We start from the raw sequence: 15744 nt of genomic DNA, 5'->3' as shown, positions 1-15744 counted from the left end.
AAAAACAGAAAAACAAGGAGGACATTCGATGAAATCGCGTGAAGAATCTTTTATGAGAATGAGTGTTTTGGCCCTGCTTGCGGTGGTGGCGGTTGGACTTTTATTCGATCCGCTCCTCAACCATGCCTGGGCCGGAACGGGGGGAACCGAAGTCGACTCGCTCTGGACCATGATCACGGACGGGCTGGAGGGAGGATGGGGCAAACTGGCGGGCGTGCTCTTGATCGTGGTCGCGTTGGTCTCCTTTGTGAACGCCTATATCGTTCCCGGTATCGTGGCGTTCGTCCTGGCATTGACGGTCGGCGTTTGGCCTGCCGTGGTCAACGCGCGATACACGCTGACGATGTAATCAAGAACGAGTATGCCTGTAGCAGGCCGTCTGCATGCGGCCTGCTACAGGGGAGGCGCGAATGTCGATCTTACTGCTAATCTCCCTCATTTTCGGTTTGATCGGTGCCGAGGCGGCGGCATCCACCTGCGGGGATAAGAGCTATTTCTATGAAAGCAATCCTCAGGGCTGGTATTGGAAGCGGCTCTGTCCCGACATGGAAGAGAAGAAAAATGAAGAAGACACCCCCCTTTCGGAAGGCGGGAATCAGCACCGGTTGCTCAAAAAAGAGGAGGTTGAAATCCCATGGGAGATTCTCGATCGGCTCGATCCGGACGAAATCAACCGGCTGGAGAGAGAGAGTCGTAAAATCGCGGTGATGCGCCCGTCCGAGAAAAATGTACGGGAATATATGAGGTACAAAAACTGGCTCGTGGACAAGGCCCAGCGCTTCACCGACACGACGAAGCTGCTGGCGAAGACCGATCCGGAGCTCGCCTCCCGGATTGCCGGTATTCCCACCTCGGCCTATGCAAAAGAAGCGCAGACCCGATTCAAACAGGACGCCTCGGAGGAAATCTTCAGAGGATCCGGTCAGAAAACCGGCTTGGTGGTGATGGTTCAAGAAGGATGCATTTATTGTAAGGATCAGGTGCCGGTGATCGAGCTCTTCGCGAGGACCTACGGGTGGGATGTCCAATACATCGATATTCAGCAGAAACCTTCGCTCGCTCAGAAGCTCGATGTGCGCCCGGTGCCGGACCTGTTTATCGTGCTCAATCGCAACGACCAGGCGCTCTGGCAGCGAATCGGAATCGGACTCCACACGCTCGACGAGTTAAAGCGATCGGTCTTATTCGGCCTTTATCTTTTAGGAGAGATCAAAGATGAATCGCTTATTCATTAACATCGTGGCGATCTGCCTGCTCCTCGACCTCGGCGCCGCGGCGGCTTATGCCGGATCGATGCAGGAATTTCTCGATAACGCGGTCATCGAGGTGGAGAATCCGACGGCCGTGCAATCCCAGGAGCGGAATTTTCTCTGGGGAGGCGGCCTTCATCTTCGCACCCCCAATATGGTCTTCCAGCCCTTTCAGGTGACCCCCCCACGGCTGAAAGCGGGATGTGGGGGAATCGATATTACGTTCGGGGGATTTAGCTACTTCAATCAGGAACACCTGGTCGACTTCCTCGAGCAGGTGATCGCCGCGGCCCCGGCCTTCGCCTTCAATGTCGCTTTGGCGACCGTCTGCGAGCAGTGCGAGACCGCCGCGACCACGCTGACGTCGCTGGCCAATTCCATAAACGGCCTGAACATGACCAGCTGCCAGGCGGCACAGGCGCTCGGCGGCGCCACCGGACAGCTGGTCGGAAATACGATCAACGAGCGCATTATCGGCGGGCAGGAGAGCAGCTGGCTGCGGGGGGTCAACGAGTCGCTCTCCTCGGCGAGCCGATTCGTCCAGGATTTTGAGCAAACCTTGACCGCCGCCGGCTGTGATCCGGCGAATCCGGCCTGCGTTCACTATAACTTCAGACAGCCGCTGCTGACGCGCGCCCTGGCCGATACCTACTTCAATGACGGACCGACCGAGTATTTCCTCCGATACCTGATCGGAGATGTCATTCCGATATTCCCGACCGATCTCTCCCAAAGCCGGGGGATCACCCCGATGGTCCTTTCGGAATCGGCCCTGGGCGGGGATTTTAGCGCATTAATCAGTCAATGGATTTGGGGGAGCAATCCCGGGGAGTGCACCCAAGTCAGTGTGGATCTACCCGGCTATCAGATTATCGCAAGCGTTCCGACGCCGGTGACGGTTACGCTCCAGACCCTCTGCAGCCGGGTCGGCGTCCGGATGGACAGCATCTTTGACAAATTGGTCAATCGTCAGGCGCTGGTGTCCGATGACCTCCAATTTCTGAACGCATTTCGAATGCCGCTGTATAAATTAATCAACCTCCTCTCCATTCAGCCGCTGCATATCAGCACCTTGCGCGTTGAATTAATCAACATTCTCTCGACCCAGCTCGCCTATGAGACGCTCTCGGCGATCGCCACCGAATTCTACCGAGGGGTGGCGCGTCTTGAGACCGCCGGGCGCTCCGATCGGGATCCGCTGAATGGGGAGGACGCCCGAATGATGCGCCAGAGAATGGGCGGCGTCACCCGCGCCGGCTACGAGTTGACGATCAGCCGGTATGACAATTTCCATAAACAGTTGGAGACGTGGCAGAAGACCGTGGAGTTGGAGAAGCGATTGGTGGGGCAGATGGCCCAGCATCCGATCCTCGGCGCCTATCACTTCTCCAAAGGTCTTGTGAACATGCAATAGCAGAGGACAAAGATGATCCGGCTCGAATCGTGTGAGGAAAATAGAAACCCGATAGCTTCGGCGGCTCGCAATCGGAAGGGTTGTTTTTCAGAAGCCTTCCTGAGCGCGATGATGACGCTGCTGCTCGCCGCTTCCTGGACCTTCGCACAAAACCCCGCGGCGTCGGGCGATGCGGCCGGCCGCCTCGCGCTGGATCGCCTCGGCACCCTCCAAGGGCTGCAAGAATTCACGAATCCGCTCCTCGGAAACACTCCGATGACCACGCTCGATGGCAGGCAGAATTTTACCTCCCGGCTCTCCTGCCCCGCTTCGACGGAATTCCTGAATCTTCTGGCCGTCCCCTCCGCGACAGGAGATCTCTCCCAGGTGATCATCGGCCAGGACACCGACCTGGATGGGACCGGAGACGCCTCCTACCAGGTTCCGTTCGGTGTATCGGGAATCTGCGGAAACGGAATCATCTCCTGCGATCCAGGCACCTGGAACAACTGCCGGTATTATCGCTGGACCGCCGGAAGCGATGGGCGGGCTGGATTGCAAAACGCGACTCCGACCGCGCTGGGCGGCTGCTTCTGTATCAATGCCAGCTGTGGAAACAACCTTGCCTTTTCGAATCTCGGATCGATTCTCACCACGTTGGGCGGGGGTGTTGTCGGCGCTCTTCAGAAAAGCAATCCGAACTACGCTATCAGCGATGTCCGCATTGATGGGAGCGCAATCACCTATTTCGGTCAAAACGCCGGGTCCTGCACGCCGGCGCCGGCGACCGTCGCGCGCGAGCTCCTATTCAATGACCCGGTCGCGATCGCCGGCGCGCTCGATGCGGAACTCGCCGCGCAGTCGGCCGATCCGGGGAGCGCCTATCCGCTGCTGACGACTTCCCCGGCCGCGCGGGATCAGACCGCGGAAATACGCCGGTGTCGCCTGGAGCGGTCGGTGAACGTCGCTTCGGTCAACACTCTCTGTCAGTTTCCTCCCCCGGCCGGGGCGCTGCAGTCGAATGAGCAGACGGTGATCTTAAAGGTCCTCAGCGGAACGTTTCGCGGCAACAACGACTGCCGATGCTCCCGCGTCTCGGATTATTGCAACCCGCCGGCCGCCGCCCCGCATGCTTCCGTTCCGGAAGGCGCGGTATTCCTGGGCACCTCGGCGGAGTCTTTCCGAAATCGAAGCCAACGCGATGGGCTCGATCGGTGTACCTATGACAGCTACGACTACTACCGGCTCTGTACACGACGGTCGGACGTCCTCTCAGAGGCGACCACCGACAGCTGCAGCGCGCTCGATTCAGACCCCGAATGCTCCCTTCGGGAGGAAATCGTCGATGGCGTCGCGACTTTTCGCATTTTCAATCCGACAGGGCTCTCTCCGATCGAATCCTGCGTGACGTTAAACGGATCGGCGTCGAGTTACCACATCTGCCGCGCCTGGTGGGAGAAAACGCGCTCCTATCAATGTCGGATCGGCGATGGTTTCAATTTCGATGACGCGCGCCGGAGAATGTCCTCCGTGACGCAGAGCGTGACCGATCAGAGCGCCTCCGTCCGCTTTCAGGATTTCAGGCAGGATGAGAATGGAAGCTGGGTCAGCATCGGCGGCTCGATTGGAACGCCGGCGCGAGCCACGTTTGCGGGATGCGAGATGGCGTGTAAAACCAGGCGTCCGATTCAGGATACAGACGCGGGCGCGGCGGGGCACACCGGCCAGTTCCGGACCTCGACCCAGAGCTATGAGTTTTTCTACAGAAGCTGCGGCGGCGGTTCGTGTCCGGCCGGGCCCGGGGAAGAGCTCCTCAAAGACTGCCAGTGCATCGATGAATTCGCGGAGGCGGCGGCTCTGATGAGTGCCTTGGAACGGGCGGGTGAGGATTTGATCTGCAGCAGCGGCGTGAGACGGTAGGGTTCAATGTGAACGGATTCGACAAAAAGATCAGAGACATTATGAGAGATCCGACGATTTCGAGCTGGCTGAAACTCACGCTCAAAACAGCGCTGGAGAGAGACTCTGTTCAAGCATACGGAGACGCGGTGGTTCTGAAGAACATTTTAAAAGAGAGAATGGATCGCCACTGGGGGCATTCCCGATGACGATGACGCCGCACTCCGAAGAGAGCGTACAACCTAAATCGGCGGGGATGATGGCCGAGGCGATCCTGTCGATTTTCTTGTTTCTTGCTTCATCCCTCTCATCCGCTGCCGCTCAAAACTTAGTCTGCGGCCAGGACCTCAACGGGGACGGCGCGACCACCGGAAGTGCGGAGAGCGGTCAGTGCATGAACACACCGGAGGGTCCGCTCTGTCCCGTCGGCGCCGTCGGCTGCACTGCGACCTATCGACAGCCGATCTGCCCCCCCGGCGGCGGCATCAATGGAAATTCGGATCGATGCGAGGCGCCGATTCAGCAGGTATGGAGGCCGTGGCTCTTTATGGAACTGGTGGGACAATCCGGCCTCTGGGCGTTCCGATTACAAATCGATTTGACCGATGACGGTCTATACGACCTCACGGTGACCAATCCGGGCGGTCCTCAAATGATCCGATCCTTTGAGGAAAACGGATTGGCGATTGCCAGCAGCACCGTGGCGAGGACCACCTATTGGAGCCTGACGACCGGAGGTGCTTGGAGCTCCTCCTCGGACTTTTCCGGAGGAAATTGGTGGAGTGCGAGCCAGTCCGGACCCCAAGCGAATCGACAGGCCGCCGCAGGTTACCTCAAAGAACACGTTCGTCTTACATACGCAATTGCGCCGGCAGCGGTTCGGCTCCAGCCCGGCAGCGAGTGGTTCGGGGAGGGATTCTGCTTCAATCTTCAGGACGATCGCTGCTATTCAGCCCAATGGGAGCGGCCCTATGATGGCTGCCCGAGCGGGTATCTCCTCGATAGCGCCGCCGGGGTCTGTCAAGCCCCGCCTCAGTGCGCAGTCGGAACCTATGACAGCAATCGAAACGAATGTTATGAGGGGGACTCCACCTGTCCCCTCGGAGGAGAATACAGCTGCATGAACAACAATGGCGCCTATCAGTGCTCGTCGAACCGGTGCATCGATCTGACCGCGAATCCCCCCCAAACCGTGACCCCGGACATGACCGCCTACCAGAACGACGGGCAAGTCGATCCAAGCAGCGGAATGTGTCTCGGTCCTCTCTACATCTTTAACGGAACGCCAGGGGAGTGCCGGCCCGCGGGGGCGGGAACATCGTTCTTTGATTGCTGCGACAACGCGCGGGAAGATTTTCTGATCTTCCGGGAGTATTGCACCGAGAACGAGTGGCGGACGAATACACTGCGCGATGCGGAGAGCTGTCATTTCATCGGCGATTACTGCAAAACCCGCTGGCCGCTGGTCGGCTGCGTGCAGCGCGCCAACGTCTACTGCTGTTTTAACTCGAAGCTGGCCCGGGTGATCCAAGAGCAGGGAAGGGGACAACTGACGAATTTCGCCCCCGACGGTCAATGGGGGAGCACCGCGGCCCCCAACTGTATCGGTCTTACACCGGAAGAGCTCCAATACATCGATTTCAGTCAGGTCGCGCTTCCTTTGGATGGGGTGGTTCCCCGCGGCGACATCGCGGTCCAACAAGAGATAGGAAACAAAATCGATGCGTTTTATCGCAACCTGCAGCCTTAGGGTCATCGTAATGATCTTCCTATCCGCGGGCGCGGTTTCCGACACCTTCGCGGCGCCGGAAATCAAACCCTCCGGGAGGGGAGTCCGCCTCGGCACGGTCGGCGCCACCTATCCGATCGCGGAGCCGGACGCGCTGATTGAAATCGAAGAAGCCGCGAAGCGGGTGAACTGGGAGAAGCTCCTTGAGAAGAAAAAGATGGAGAAAATGATTCAGTCGTATCGGCCGAGCGGTCTGATCTCCGTGCCGCGCGCCCGAGTCGCTCGCAGCTATCCGGTCGATATGACCTATACCCTGACACAGGAGATTCCGGACGGGAGGGGAGGGGTCCTTTATCCAAGCGGGTTCACGTTCAACCCGCTTCAATATGTATCCCTTCCCAATATCTTGGTTTTCATCGACGGATCGGATCCGGACCAGGTCAATTGGTATGGCGCTTCTTCTTACGCGAAGGAGCCCCGCGCGATGCTGCTGCTCACCGATGGGAATTACTTCGAGCTGATGGAGAAATTTAAACGGCCCGTCTTCTACGCGAACGGCAGCCTCCTCTCGCGCATGAATCTGACCGCTGTTCCGGCCGTGGCGATTCAAAAAGGATCAATGATCGAGGTGCATGAAATTGAGCCGCCTGGAAAAAAACAGCCACGATAGGCGCTTCGGCTTCCGGAGCGTCGATCTCATGAAAACGCGGCGGTATCACATCCTCCTCTTTGCCGCCGCCCTGGCTCTGTGTCTCGCCGGGCATACGGCCATGGCCGCTCCGAGCGGAACACCGATGAATCCGGTCAAAGAGGTCTGCTGGAATTGCATCTTTCCGATCAAGATCGGCGGGATTACCGCCATCCCCGGCGATATGCCCGATCCACCCGACGCCGAATTCGTCCCCTGCATCTGTCCGGCCCCGCCGCCGGTCTTCTTTCGGCCCGGAATCCCGATCAGCTTTTGGGAGCCCCGCCGCTTGGTGGAAACGGTGAAGGATCCCTACTACTTTCCGGCGCTGGGGGCCTCCTTCGCGAATCCCTCGAACGGCTTCTTCGGAGGGGCCAACAGCCGGGTCGGAAGTCAGCAGCATGCCGGCGTGAGCACTTTCGCCCAGGCGCATTACTATATCTTTCCGGTCTGGGCCATCCTGGAGCTGCTCGTCGACTACGTCTGTGTGGAGCACTCCGGATTCGATCTGGCCTACATCACGGAAATCGACCCCCTTTGGAACAACGACATGCTCGCCTTCATGATCAATCCGGAGGCGCTGCTCTTCGCCAACCCCGTCTCGCAGCTCTCTTGCATCGCGGACAGTGTCGCGGCCAACAGCGGGCTGCCTCTCTCCGCGCTGTTCTGGTGCATGGGGTCGTGGGGTTCCGCCTATCCGCTCACGGGACACGTCAATGAGGATGCCTATATTCAGGCCAACGCGGCGATCGCCGCCAGGATGATCTATAAACTGTCTCGGGAATTGCTGGTTTGTGATGCCGGAATCAATCTGTGCGCCTGTGTCCCCACACCGATCTGGGTGAAGCACAATTACCGGATTCAGATGGCGAAGCCGGTGCGCGATTCCACCTGCCAGCCGATCGGACGAAGCAGCCTGATCTGGGGGAGCATGAAAAACCCGCCCTTTCGGGCGGGAGGAAACGTGAACGACAATTTTCTTTGGGTCATTTTCAATCGGAGAAAATGCTGTGCGCTCTAGAATATTCGAGCAAGCGGGCCGAGGCACCCCTCATTCGATCCTCAGCCGCCGCGGTCTTCTGATCATGATCCTCTCTCTTCTGCTTCTGGCGGTGTTCATCTTCGGCTGGCGATCCGAGGCGGGGGGGGAGGCTCGCGCGATCGAATTCGAGCCGCAGAGCGGATGCGACCAAATCGAAGCGATCGAAGGAGAGTCGATTTATCTTCGGTCGGCCTCTTTCGAATGCGACCTGGCGGCGGGAAAATTGACCGCGCGACTCGATCCATCCGTCGCGGTGATCCGGATCTATGTGAATGGAAAGTTCTGGAGAGCGCAATATGTCGGATCGAGCGATCCGGAATCACTGAGGCAATCTATGAACGAGGCGAAGATCGGCGCGAATCGCCTGACCGTGCCGGAGAATCTCACGACGCGGGAGATGGAGGAGCGCGCCGGGAGGAGTGTCGATTCCTTCCGCTCCGACGAGACGCAGGACCGAATCAAAAGAGGTCAGGAGGCGATCGGCCGGAGATTCCACCCCGACGCCTCCGACAGCCTCAACCGGGAGATCCCGGCGCGCCCCCCGGCCGGAATCCTCCCTTCCTCCGAGCGGATCTATCTTTTTATCTCATCGAGTCTGCCGCAAGAAACCCTTCGCACCTACGCCGCGGCGCTGGCTCGGCTGCATGACCCGAATATCGTGATGGTGTTGCGAGGTTATGTCGGAGGAATGAAGCGAAGCAAGCCGCTGCAGGAATTCGCCATGGGCATTCTGCTAAAAAATCCGGACTGCCTCGCACATAAAACGGCGTGCGAGCGGTTTTCAGTGCGCCTTGAGATCGATCCGAATCTGTTCCGGCGCTACAACATCCACCAGGTTCCCGCCCTTGTTTATGTTCCATCCATTCGGGTCTCGGAGGATTCCGGGGGAGAGGGCCTGATCGAAAACGCGGAGGTAGGGACGTATTACCACATCGATGGGGATGCTTCTTTTGAGTTTTTGATCGGACAGATTCAGGAGAAATCAGGAAGCGGCGCTCTGCGACGGATCGCGACGGCGTTGCAGAGCGAGCGAATCGCAGAATAAGGAGATTCCCGATGGATCCGCATTATATCCCGAAATATCTGGACGCGATGCCGCAGATACTCTGGTGGGAGCTGGATGAGCTGCTATTCCTCGCCGGGGGGCCCTTGGTCGGCATTCTCACGGAGCACCCGATCATCGGAGCGGGCATCGGCTTTCTCTTCCTGAAAGCCTATACCCGAGCCAAAGAAAACAAGCAGCCGGGGTTCGTCTGGCACCTGCTCTACTCATACGGGCTGTATGGGATTCCGGCCCGGATTCCGGAGTTTTGGATTGTGCAGTTCATCCGGTGATCGGGACAAACGAGCCGGTTCATCAATCGAAGGGGCGGAAAATGTCTTGGTATAACGAATGGACGAAACTAGGGAAGGAGAACTATATTCTCAGCGTCATGAGCCTGGCGATGGCGCTTGCCTTGACGGTGATGAGCTTCGCCTTCTACCGGCTGTATACGAACAAAGCGGTCACGGTGACCCCGCCCAGCTTCGAGCGGGAATATCAGGTCGCGGGGGACCGTGTCTCCCGATCGTATCTTGAGCAGACATCCGCGTTTTTGGCCGATCGGCTCTTATCGGTCAGTCCCGCGAACGCACGACAGTCCTTCGACATGATTCTCCCGTATCTTACGACCGACCCCGGATTGGTGAAGATCATCCGCGAAGAGCTCAACCGGCAGGCGAAGGTGATCGAGGAGACCGACACCTATCAGATCTTCTACCCGATGAAATACATGATTTCCGAACAAAAAGGCACGATTGTGGTTGAAGGCGCATTGCGCCGGATCATCGGGAATATTTATAAGCCGCCGGAGGAAACCAAGCGGATCGCATTTTATTTCATCGTCCGAAACGGACGATTTCTCGTAACCAAAATCGAGGCGGACTAAGATGAATCAAACGATCCTTCGCTCCTTGGGAATTCCGATCGCGACCGCGGTCGCATGCTTTCTCATCGCGGTCGGGGCGGCCTCGGCCGAAGAGAGCATCCAGACGGTGGAAGGAGACGGCTATCACTACGTCGGGGTCGCCCTAAGAGGACTCATTCGCGTGGTCTGCCCTGAGCCTTTTACCAGCAAGAAATACTCGGCCGAGAAGGAGATGGAGGTCACCCTTGAAGGGAAGAACGCCTATATCAAATTTCTCCCCTCGGAGATCACCCGTCCGGATGGCGAGATGAGCCTGTCGTATTCGAGCATGCCCCGGGATCTTTATCTGGAGTGCGGGGGAAGAGTGTTCTCCCTCATTCTGCTTCCAAAAGAGGAGATGCAGACCACCACGGTGGTGCTGCGGGTTCCGCTTGTCGATCAGGAGAAAGCGCGGCAATTTGAAAAAGGAAATGAGTATGAGGAAACCCTGGAGCGGCTGATTCGGGCCGCCTATCGTGAGGAGCCACCGGACGGATATCAGCCGGTGAAGGTCGAGGAGGTGGCGATGCGCTTCGAGGAGCTCGACCTGCTGCTCACCACACAATATAAAGGCGCTGAATTTATCGTCTCGGTCTATCTCATCAAGACAAATCGGGCGATCGAGGAGATCAGTGACGCGCTCTTCGTGCCGTATCTTAAAAATCCGCTCGCCATCACCATCGTGAAACCTCGGCTCTCCGAGAACGAATCCTCTCGGATGATCGTGGTCACGAGAAAAGAGTAGCGCGATGATCGAAAACTCCCAAAAAGAAAAAAACCGAAAATATATCGTTTTGGGGATGGTTCTGATCGTTCTGGTCGCAATCCTCTTTCTGCTTCCGATGATCTTTACCGGAACCGCGGAGCCGGGCCGCTCCGCCGGGCCGCCGGTAAGAGTGGTCGATGAGAGAAAACTCTCGGAGGAGAGCTTCAACAAGACGGTGGGCGATCGGATCACCGATCTGGAGCAGACGGTAAAGAATCTCCAGAAGGAGATCTCGAATGAGAAAGTATCGCGCTCTTCAGGCGGGCCTCGGTTCTCTTTTAAATCGCCTGAACCGGAAGACGCCGCGGCCGGTCCTCTACCGGCCCTGGACCAGTTGGCGCCGCGACCGCCGGTGACGGGTGCTCCGATGGTGCCGCCTCCATCACCGGCCCGCACGGCGGGGATCCAGGCGCCCAGCAAACCGAGCAAGCGGCTCCTCACGGGACTGATCGCTTCGGAGCGGCCGAAATTCGAAGAGAAGAAAACGGATGACAAAAAGCCGGAAAAGCCCGCGAGCGTCGGCATTCCCGCCTGGTCCTTCACAAAAGCGCTTCTGATCTCAGGGGTGGATGCGCCGACCAAGCAGAACGCAAAAGGAGACCCGCGACCCGCGCTGCTGAAGTTGACGGGGAAAACGGTCCTTCCGAACAGGGGGAGCGCCGATCTGCGCGAGTGCTTCGTCGGAGGCTTTGCAAGAGCGGATCTCTCCGGGGAGAGGGTGTATTTCCAAACCAAGGTCCTCTCCTGCCTCACGCCGAGCGGAAGGCGAATCGAAAAGGAGGTCGATGGCTATGTCGCGGGCGAGGACGGAAAAGACGGTCTTTTAGGCCGGGTCTACAGCAAGCAGGGGGCGCTCCTGGCCCGGACCTTGGTGGCCGGCTTCCTCGACGGACTGGCGGGGATTTATGAACAGCAAGCCACGATCGTCTCGATTCAGCCGACCGGCACCGTCTCGACCATCGATTCGGGCAAGGCGCTTCAGGCCGGCCTCTTCGCGGGCTCGGCCAGCGCCGCGGAGAAGCTCGCCGACTTCTACATGAAGCTCGTCAACGACACTTTTCCCGTCATTGAAGTCGCGGCGGGCCGTGAGGTCGATGTGGTGTTTATCAGCGGACTTGATTTCGAACAGGAGGTGCTCCAATGAAGACAACCGCGCTCGTCTTATCGATCTGCTTTCTCTTCGGCGGCTGCAGCAAGGTGCTGCTGCCGTACGAAGAGGAGGCGAACTGTCGGAAAGGGGTCGACGAAGGCGTTTGCGCCTCGATGTCGGAAGTCTATGAATATACCCTGGATGAGCGTCCGGCGCGGCATCCGAAACATCTCTCGAAGGAGAAAGAGGCAAAATGAAAATGACAGCGATCGTCGTCAGCGTCTTTTTACTGGCTTCTTGCGCGAGCGCGAAGCCGAAAATAAAAACGCTCGATCATGAGACCGACCAAAAACCAGCTGCAAAAAGTGTATATGACAGCGAGCGCGAGGAAGCGATGGCGAAGCTGCTGCAGGCGCCGCCGACACCGCTGCGGGTGCCCCCGACCGTGTTGCGCATTCATATTCTCCCTTATGTCGATCGCGGCGGGGGCTTTAACGGCGATAAGTACAAATTCATCACAGAGGATGAGGGCCGTTGGATATTGGATAACCAGGTGCTCTCGAAGCGCCGGCCCGAGATCAAAGAGCTCAAGCCACTGGAGAGCGCGAAGCCGGCCCGGCTAGGGAAGTGAACCGATAGGAAGCGTGCGATGAACGCGACACAGTATAAACATTTACTCGCCCGAAAGGACCTCGCGGATTTTCTGCCGTATCAAGATTACACGGGGCATGGGATGTATATTCTCTCAGACGGCGGGCTCGGATTCGCCGTCGAATGCACTCCGCTTCCGGTGGTTGACGACAAAGTCTACAAGGGACTGCTCTCCACGCTGGCCTGTATCCCCGGAGGGGCCGCGGTTCAGTTCATTCTTTTCTCCTCGCCCGACTCTACTCCGATCATCGACCGCTGGTTGCAACTGAAGACACGCCGTGACGGCCTCTGCGGGGAGGTCGTTGAGAATTACAAATCCTTTCTGGAAAGAGCGTCCTGGTCGAAGATCTCCAAGCACTTTACCGCGCCGCTTCGAACGTTCCGTCTGGTCATCACGGTGAAGATCGGCGGCAAAGAGAAAGAACACACCCTGTTTGATCAATTTCTGAGAGCGATCTTCGGGAAGAAGCACGCGAACGGCCATACTCCGCTCTCCGATGAGACGCGCTATAAGGAGGCCTGCGATCTGAAGGATAAGTTCACCGGAGCGTTGAAGGGCGCGTTTCTCAATCCGGCGCCGCTTGATCCGAACGGCTTGATCGGTTTTGTCTATCCCCTCCTGAACGGGAGGCACGACATGCGTCATAAGCCGAAGTGGGACGGCGCCCGCATCTCCGACATGTGCATCGCGAACGACACGGAAGTGGTTCGCGACAGGGAATATGTCAGCGTCGATGATATCTGCGTCAAGTCGCTCAACGTCAAGGAGTACCCGGAAGCGTGGTCGCTCGGCCAGGTTCTCGATTATACGGGGAATATATTCACCGACCAGAATCACGACCACCCCTTTCTGATCGTGCTGAACGCCATCAAGCTCACCGATAACGAGATGCGGCGGATCGACTCGAATGCGTCGATGGTGCTCTCCCAAAAATATCCGTACGCCCTCTTTCCCCGGCTGAAATTCAAACATATGGACCTGCAGCCCGCCAAAGAGAGGATCGAGAAGGGGGGAAGATGCTACCGCGTGAACCTCTCCTTGATGATCTTCGCAAAAGATCCCAATCACTTGAACACCGCCGCCGGATCGTTCACAAGCTATTTCAGGGGGCTGGGATTCCGACTGGAAGAGGACCTCTACATTCACCTGCCGGTTCTGCTTTCGAATCTCCCGTTCGGATACGATGCCACGACGGCGGGATTTCTCAATCGAGGTCGTGTCGTTTTCGAGGAAAACGTCGCGACATTAGCGCCGATCTCAGCCGACTGGAGCGGTACAAAGCCCCAGGTCCTACTGACCTCCCCCCGGGGCGGATTGATGGGATGGGATCTGTTTTCAAGCCCCCGCGGGGGATTCAACGCTTACGTCGTCGGCACCACACGCTCCGGAAAGAGCGTGTTGCTGCAGCTCACCTCGGCCAAGTACCTCCTCGCGAATTATCGCTGCTGGATCGTCGATATCGGACGCTCCTACGAGCGCCTCGCCCACATCTTTGACGGCGAGTTCTTCGAGCAGCGCCTGGATCGCGCCAAGAGCATGAACCCATTCACCACCATCCTTGATGCCGCGATGCTCAACGAGTATCTGAAATTCCTCTGCGATTTCTATTTTCTGATGGGCTCCCCGAAAGAGCGGGTGTTAAACGAGCAGCTGGAGAAGCTGATTTCGTCGCATCTGGCGGACGCCATCCAGGAGAGCTTTCAGAAATACGCGCAGGAGAGCGACATCGACAGCACCTGCGAGATGCTCGAGAAGGTCAGCCATGACAACCGGGTCCGCGATTTCATCACCACGCTGAAGCCCTATCGCTCCAAGGGTCAGTACGGCGCTTTCTTCAATCGGGAGTCGAAGATACGCTTCACGTCGCCGCTCGTCGTGATGGAGAACGATACGCTGGAGAACATCCCGGAGCTTCGGGATCCGGCGCTGATGCTGATGACGTTTCACATCTCTCGGGAGATCTATCGCGTCGAGTCGCACAAATATGCCGGCGACATCGTGATCATCGATGAGGCCCACAAATTCCTCGGCACCCCCCGGATCGACCTCTTCATCGAGCAGGCCTACCGCCGGTTCGGAAAACACGGGGCGGCGATCATGCTCGGCACCCAGGGATATGAAGACTTCCAAGGAGCCGATGGTCTCTCCCGCGCGGGGCGCGTGGTGGTCCAGAATAGCGCCTGGCAGCTCTTTACCCTGCAGCAGGCCACTTCGCGCCAAGCCTTAAAGAAGAGCAATCAGTTCTCCTTCACCCCTTATGAGGAATCCCTCATGGACAGCGTGAAACTCGTGCGAGGGGAGTTCAGCGAGGTTCTGATCTGCGCGGAGGGGATCCGGACCAAAGGGAGGGTGGTTCTCGATTCCTTCTTGAAAGCGATGTTCTTCACCGACGATGAGGTGCGCCACAAGATCAAACAGCTTGTCGCCGCGGGCCGAACTTTCACGGAAGCCGTGCGTGAAATCGAGGAGGCGCTCAAATGAAATGGTACGGCTGGAGCCTCATTGTCGTTCTGATCATCTTCTCGAACATCGCGACGCTCTGGGTGACGAAGCACGCATTAATAAAGATCCGCGTCGTCGATACCGTGGCGCTGATCGATCATCAGAAGGCGAAATGGGTGAAGCTGGCCAAAGACGGAGAGATCACCTTTGATGAAGCGCTCGCGCGCCAGAAGGCGTTCCTCGGACAGCTTGAGCGGGATCTTCAAGAAGAGCCGCTCGTCTTCATCAAACAATGCGTGTTGGGAAAACATGAAGATATCACAGCCCGCTTTGAGCAGAAAAATTAAGATCAGCGCGGTCTTTCTCGCCGCTCTGATTGTTTTCGCGGCTCTTCCCGTCGTCTACGAGCGGCTGCCTTACAAGATCGTGGCGACCAAAGATCGCTCATTTCCCTGGCGGATCTGGATTGAATCTCCGCCCGGAAGCAACTACCGGACGGGAGAGTATGTCGAATTGAGGGTCTTCTTTCAGAACCGATATGTGGAGCATGTTCGATTTTTGATAAAGCAGGTCGCCTGCCGAGGGGGGGATTATCTTCGGGTCGAAGAGGGGGTCTTCTACTGTAATGGGAGGGAAATCGCCAGAGCGCAATTCAAAGACAGCGCAGGCCGGCCCTTGCGGATCATGACATACGACGGAACGATCCCGGAGAAATCGTATTTCGTCTTGGCGTCGCATCCGATGAGCTATGACAGCCGCTATTACGGTTTGGTCGATGAGAAATTCATCGTTCACCGGATGCGGCCGATTATTTAGAAACCTGTTCCTAAAAAAGGGGGGGGAAAGC

At 57.7% G+C, this 15744-nt stretch carries 17 protein-coding genes; all 17 read left to right on the top strand.

Going from position 1 to position 15744, the window contains the following annotated elements; genetic code table 11:
• Positions 1 to 28 precede the first annotated feature (28 nt).
• The 17 genes from MNODULE_RS22415 to MNODULE_RS22335 all read left to right on the top strand — a co-directional run bounded on the left by MNODULE_RS22415 (position 29) and on the right by MNODULE_RS22335 (position 15713).
• Positions 29 to 349 carry a hypothetical protein gene (locus tag MNODULE_RS22415; RefSeq protein ID WP_168063431.1) on the top strand — a complete coding sequence of 107 codons (321 nt, stop codon included), beginning with the start codon at positions 29 to 31 and terminating at the stop codon, positions 347 to 349.
• Between the two features lie 61 nt (positions 350 to 410).
• Positions 411 to 1235, top strand: a complete 825-nt coding sequence (gene traF, locus MNODULE_RS22410) for a conjugal transfer protein TraF (RefSeq protein ID WP_168063430.1) — start codon at positions 411 to 413, stop codon at positions 1233 to 1235.
• Positions 1216 to 2664, top strand: coding sequence for a conjugal transfer protein TraH (locus MNODULE_RS22405; RefSeq protein ID WP_168063429.1), 1449 nt, complete (start codon positions 1216 to 1218; stop codon positions 2662 to 2664). The genes traF and MNODULE_RS22405 overlap by 20 nt, the downstream gene beginning before the upstream one ends.
• Positions 2665 to 2772: 108 nt before the next feature.
• Complete coding sequence (locus MNODULE_RS22400; protein WP_168063428.1) at positions 2773 to 4563, top strand: hypothetical protein; 1791 nt, start codon at positions 2773 to 2775, stop codon at positions 4561 to 4563.
• A gap of 184 nt (positions 4564 to 4747) precedes the next feature.
• On the top strand, positions 4748 to 6292 hold the full coding sequence (gene traN, locus MNODULE_RS22395) for a conjugal transfer protein TraN (protein ID WP_168063427.1): 1545 nt from the start codon (positions 4748 to 4750) through the stop codon (positions 6290 to 6292).
• Positions 6264 to 6941, top strand: coding sequence for a hypothetical protein (locus MNODULE_RS22390; RefSeq protein ID WP_168063426.1), 678 nt, complete (start codon positions 6264 to 6266; stop codon positions 6939 to 6941). The genes traN and MNODULE_RS22390 overlap by 29 nt, the downstream gene beginning before the upstream one ends.
• Positions 6904 to 7980, top strand: a complete 1077-nt coding sequence (locus MNODULE_RS22385; RefSeq protein ID WP_168063425.1) for a TraU family protein — start codon at positions 6904 to 6906, stop codon at positions 7978 to 7980. The genes MNODULE_RS22390 and MNODULE_RS22385 overlap by 38 nt, the downstream gene beginning before the upstream one ends.
• On the top strand, positions 7970 to 9046 hold the full coding sequence (locus MNODULE_RS25320) for a TrbC family F-type conjugative pilus assembly protein (RefSeq protein WP_168063424.1): 1077 nt from the start codon (positions 7970 to 7972) through the stop codon (positions 9044 to 9046). The genes MNODULE_RS22385 and MNODULE_RS25320 overlap by 11 nt, the downstream gene beginning before the upstream one ends.
• An 11-nt stretch (positions 9047 to 9057) precedes the next feature.
• A complete protein-coding gene (traL, locus tag MNODULE_RS22375) occupies positions 9058 to 9336 on the top strand; it encodes a type IV conjugative transfer system protein TraL (protein ID WP_168063423.1) in 279 nt (92 codons plus the stop codon).
• 41 nt (positions 9337 to 9377) lie between these two features.
• A complete protein-coding gene (locus MNODULE_RS22370; protein ID WP_168063422.1) occupies positions 9378 to 9929 on the top strand; it encodes a TraE/TraK family type IV conjugative transfer system protein in 552 nt (183 codons plus the stop codon).
• Position 9930: 1 nt separating this feature from the next.
• Positions 9931 to 10692 carry a TraK domain-containing protein gene (locus MNODULE_RS22365; RefSeq protein WP_168063421.1) on the top strand — a complete coding sequence of 254 codons (762 nt, stop codon included), beginning with the start codon at positions 9931 to 9933 and terminating at the stop codon, positions 10690 to 10692.
• 4 nt (positions 10693 to 10696) lie between these two features.
• Positions 10697 to 11857 carry a TrbI/VirB10 family protein gene (locus MNODULE_RS22360; protein ID WP_168063420.1) on the top strand — a complete coding sequence of 387 codons (1161 nt, stop codon included), beginning with the start codon at positions 10697 to 10699 and terminating at the stop codon, positions 11855 to 11857.
• Complete coding sequence (locus tag MNODULE_RS22355) at positions 11854 to 12060, top strand: hypothetical protein (protein ID WP_168063419.1); 207 nt, start codon at positions 11854 to 11856, stop codon at positions 12058 to 12060. The genes MNODULE_RS22360 and MNODULE_RS22355 overlap by 4 nt, the downstream gene beginning before the upstream one ends.
• Complete coding sequence (locus MNODULE_RS22350) at positions 12057 to 12434, top strand: TraV family lipoprotein (RefSeq protein ID WP_168063418.1); 378 nt, start codon at positions 12057 to 12059, stop codon at positions 12432 to 12434. The genes MNODULE_RS22355 and MNODULE_RS22350 overlap by 4 nt, the downstream gene beginning before the upstream one ends.
• A gap of 18 nt (positions 12435 to 12452) precedes the next feature.
• Positions 12453 to 14936, top strand: a complete 2484-nt coding sequence (locus tag MNODULE_RS22345; RefSeq protein WP_168063417.1) for a TraC family protein — start codon at positions 12453 to 12455, stop codon at positions 14934 to 14936.
• Positions 14933 to 15244 carry a hypothetical protein gene (locus MNODULE_RS22340; protein WP_168063416.1) on the top strand — a complete coding sequence of 104 codons (312 nt, stop codon included), beginning with the start codon at positions 14933 to 14935 and terminating at the stop codon, positions 15242 to 15244. The genes MNODULE_RS22345 and MNODULE_RS22340 overlap by 4 nt, the downstream gene beginning before the upstream one ends.
• Complete coding sequence (locus tag MNODULE_RS22335) at positions 15207 to 15713, top strand: S26 family signal peptidase (RefSeq protein ID WP_168063415.1); 507 nt, start codon at positions 15207 to 15209, stop codon at positions 15711 to 15713. The genes MNODULE_RS22340 and MNODULE_RS22335 overlap by 38 nt, the downstream gene beginning before the upstream one ends.
• The last annotated feature ends 31 nt before the right edge of the window (positions 15714 to 15744 follow it).

It is taken from the genome of Candidatus Manganitrophus noduliformans (genome assembly GCF_012184425.1).
Taxonomy (GTDB): domain Bacteria; phylum Nitrospirota; class Nitrospiria; order SBBL01; family Manganitrophaceae; genus Manganitrophus; species Manganitrophus noduliformans.
This window is presented reverse-complemented; position numbering and strand designations above follow the sequence as displayed.

Coding starts and splice junctions, on each gene's coding strand:
- MNODULE_RS22415 (WP_168063431.1), top strand. CDS start 29: ATGAAATCGCGTGAAGAATCTTTTATGAGAATGAGTGTTTTGGCCCTG.
- traF (WP_168063430.1), top strand. CDS start 411: ATGTCGATCTTACTGCTAATCTCCCTCATTTTCGGTTTGATCGGTGCC.
- MNODULE_RS22405 (WP_168063429.1), top strand. CDS start 1,216: ATGAATCGCTTATTCATTAACATCGTGGCGATCTGCCTGCTCCTCGAC.
- MNODULE_RS22400 (WP_168063428.1), top strand. CDS start 2,773: ATGATGACGCTGCTGCTCGCCGCTTCCTGGACCTTCGCACAAAACCCC.
- traN (WP_168063427.1), top strand. CDS start 4,748: ATGACGATGACGCCGCACTCCGAAGAGAGCGTACAACCTAAATCGGCG.
- MNODULE_RS22390 (WP_168063426.1), top strand. CDS start 6,264: ATGCGTTTTATCGCAACCTGCAGCCTTAGGGTCATCGTAATGATCTTC.
- MNODULE_RS22385 (WP_168063425.1), top strand. CDS start 6,904: ATGAAATTGAGCCGCCTGGAAAAAAACAGCCACGATAGGCGCTTCGGC.
- traL (WP_168063423.1), top strand. CDS start 9,058: ATGGATCCGCATTATATCCCGAAATATCTGGACGCGATGCCGCAGATA.
- MNODULE_RS22370 (WP_168063422.1), top strand. CDS start 9,378: ATGTCTTGGTATAACGAATGGACGAAACTAGGGAAGGAGAACTATATT.
- MNODULE_RS22365 (WP_168063421.1), top strand. CDS start 9,931: ATGAATCAAACGATCCTTCGCTCCTTGGGAATTCCGATCGCGACCGCG.
- MNODULE_RS22360 (WP_168063420.1), top strand. CDS start 10,697: ATGATCGAAAACTCCCAAAAAGAAAAAAACCGAAAATATATCGTTTTG.
- MNODULE_RS22355 (WP_168063419.1), top strand. CDS start 11,854: ATGAAGACAACCGCGCTCGTCTTATCGATCTGCTTTCTCTTCGGCGGC.
- MNODULE_RS22350 (WP_168063418.1), top strand. CDS start 12,057: ATGAAAATGACAGCGATCGTCGTCAGCGTCTTTTTACTGGCTTCTTGC.
- MNODULE_RS22345 (WP_168063417.1), top strand. CDS start 12,453: ATGAACGCGACACAGTATAAACATTTACTCGCCCGAAAGGACCTCGCG.
- MNODULE_RS22340 (WP_168063416.1), top strand. CDS start 14,933: ATGAAATGGTACGGCTGGAGCCTCATTGTCGTTCTGATCATCTTCTCG.
- MNODULE_RS22335 (WP_168063415.1), top strand. CDS start 15,207: ATGAAGATATCACAGCCCGCTTTGAGCAGAAAAATTAAGATCAGCGCG.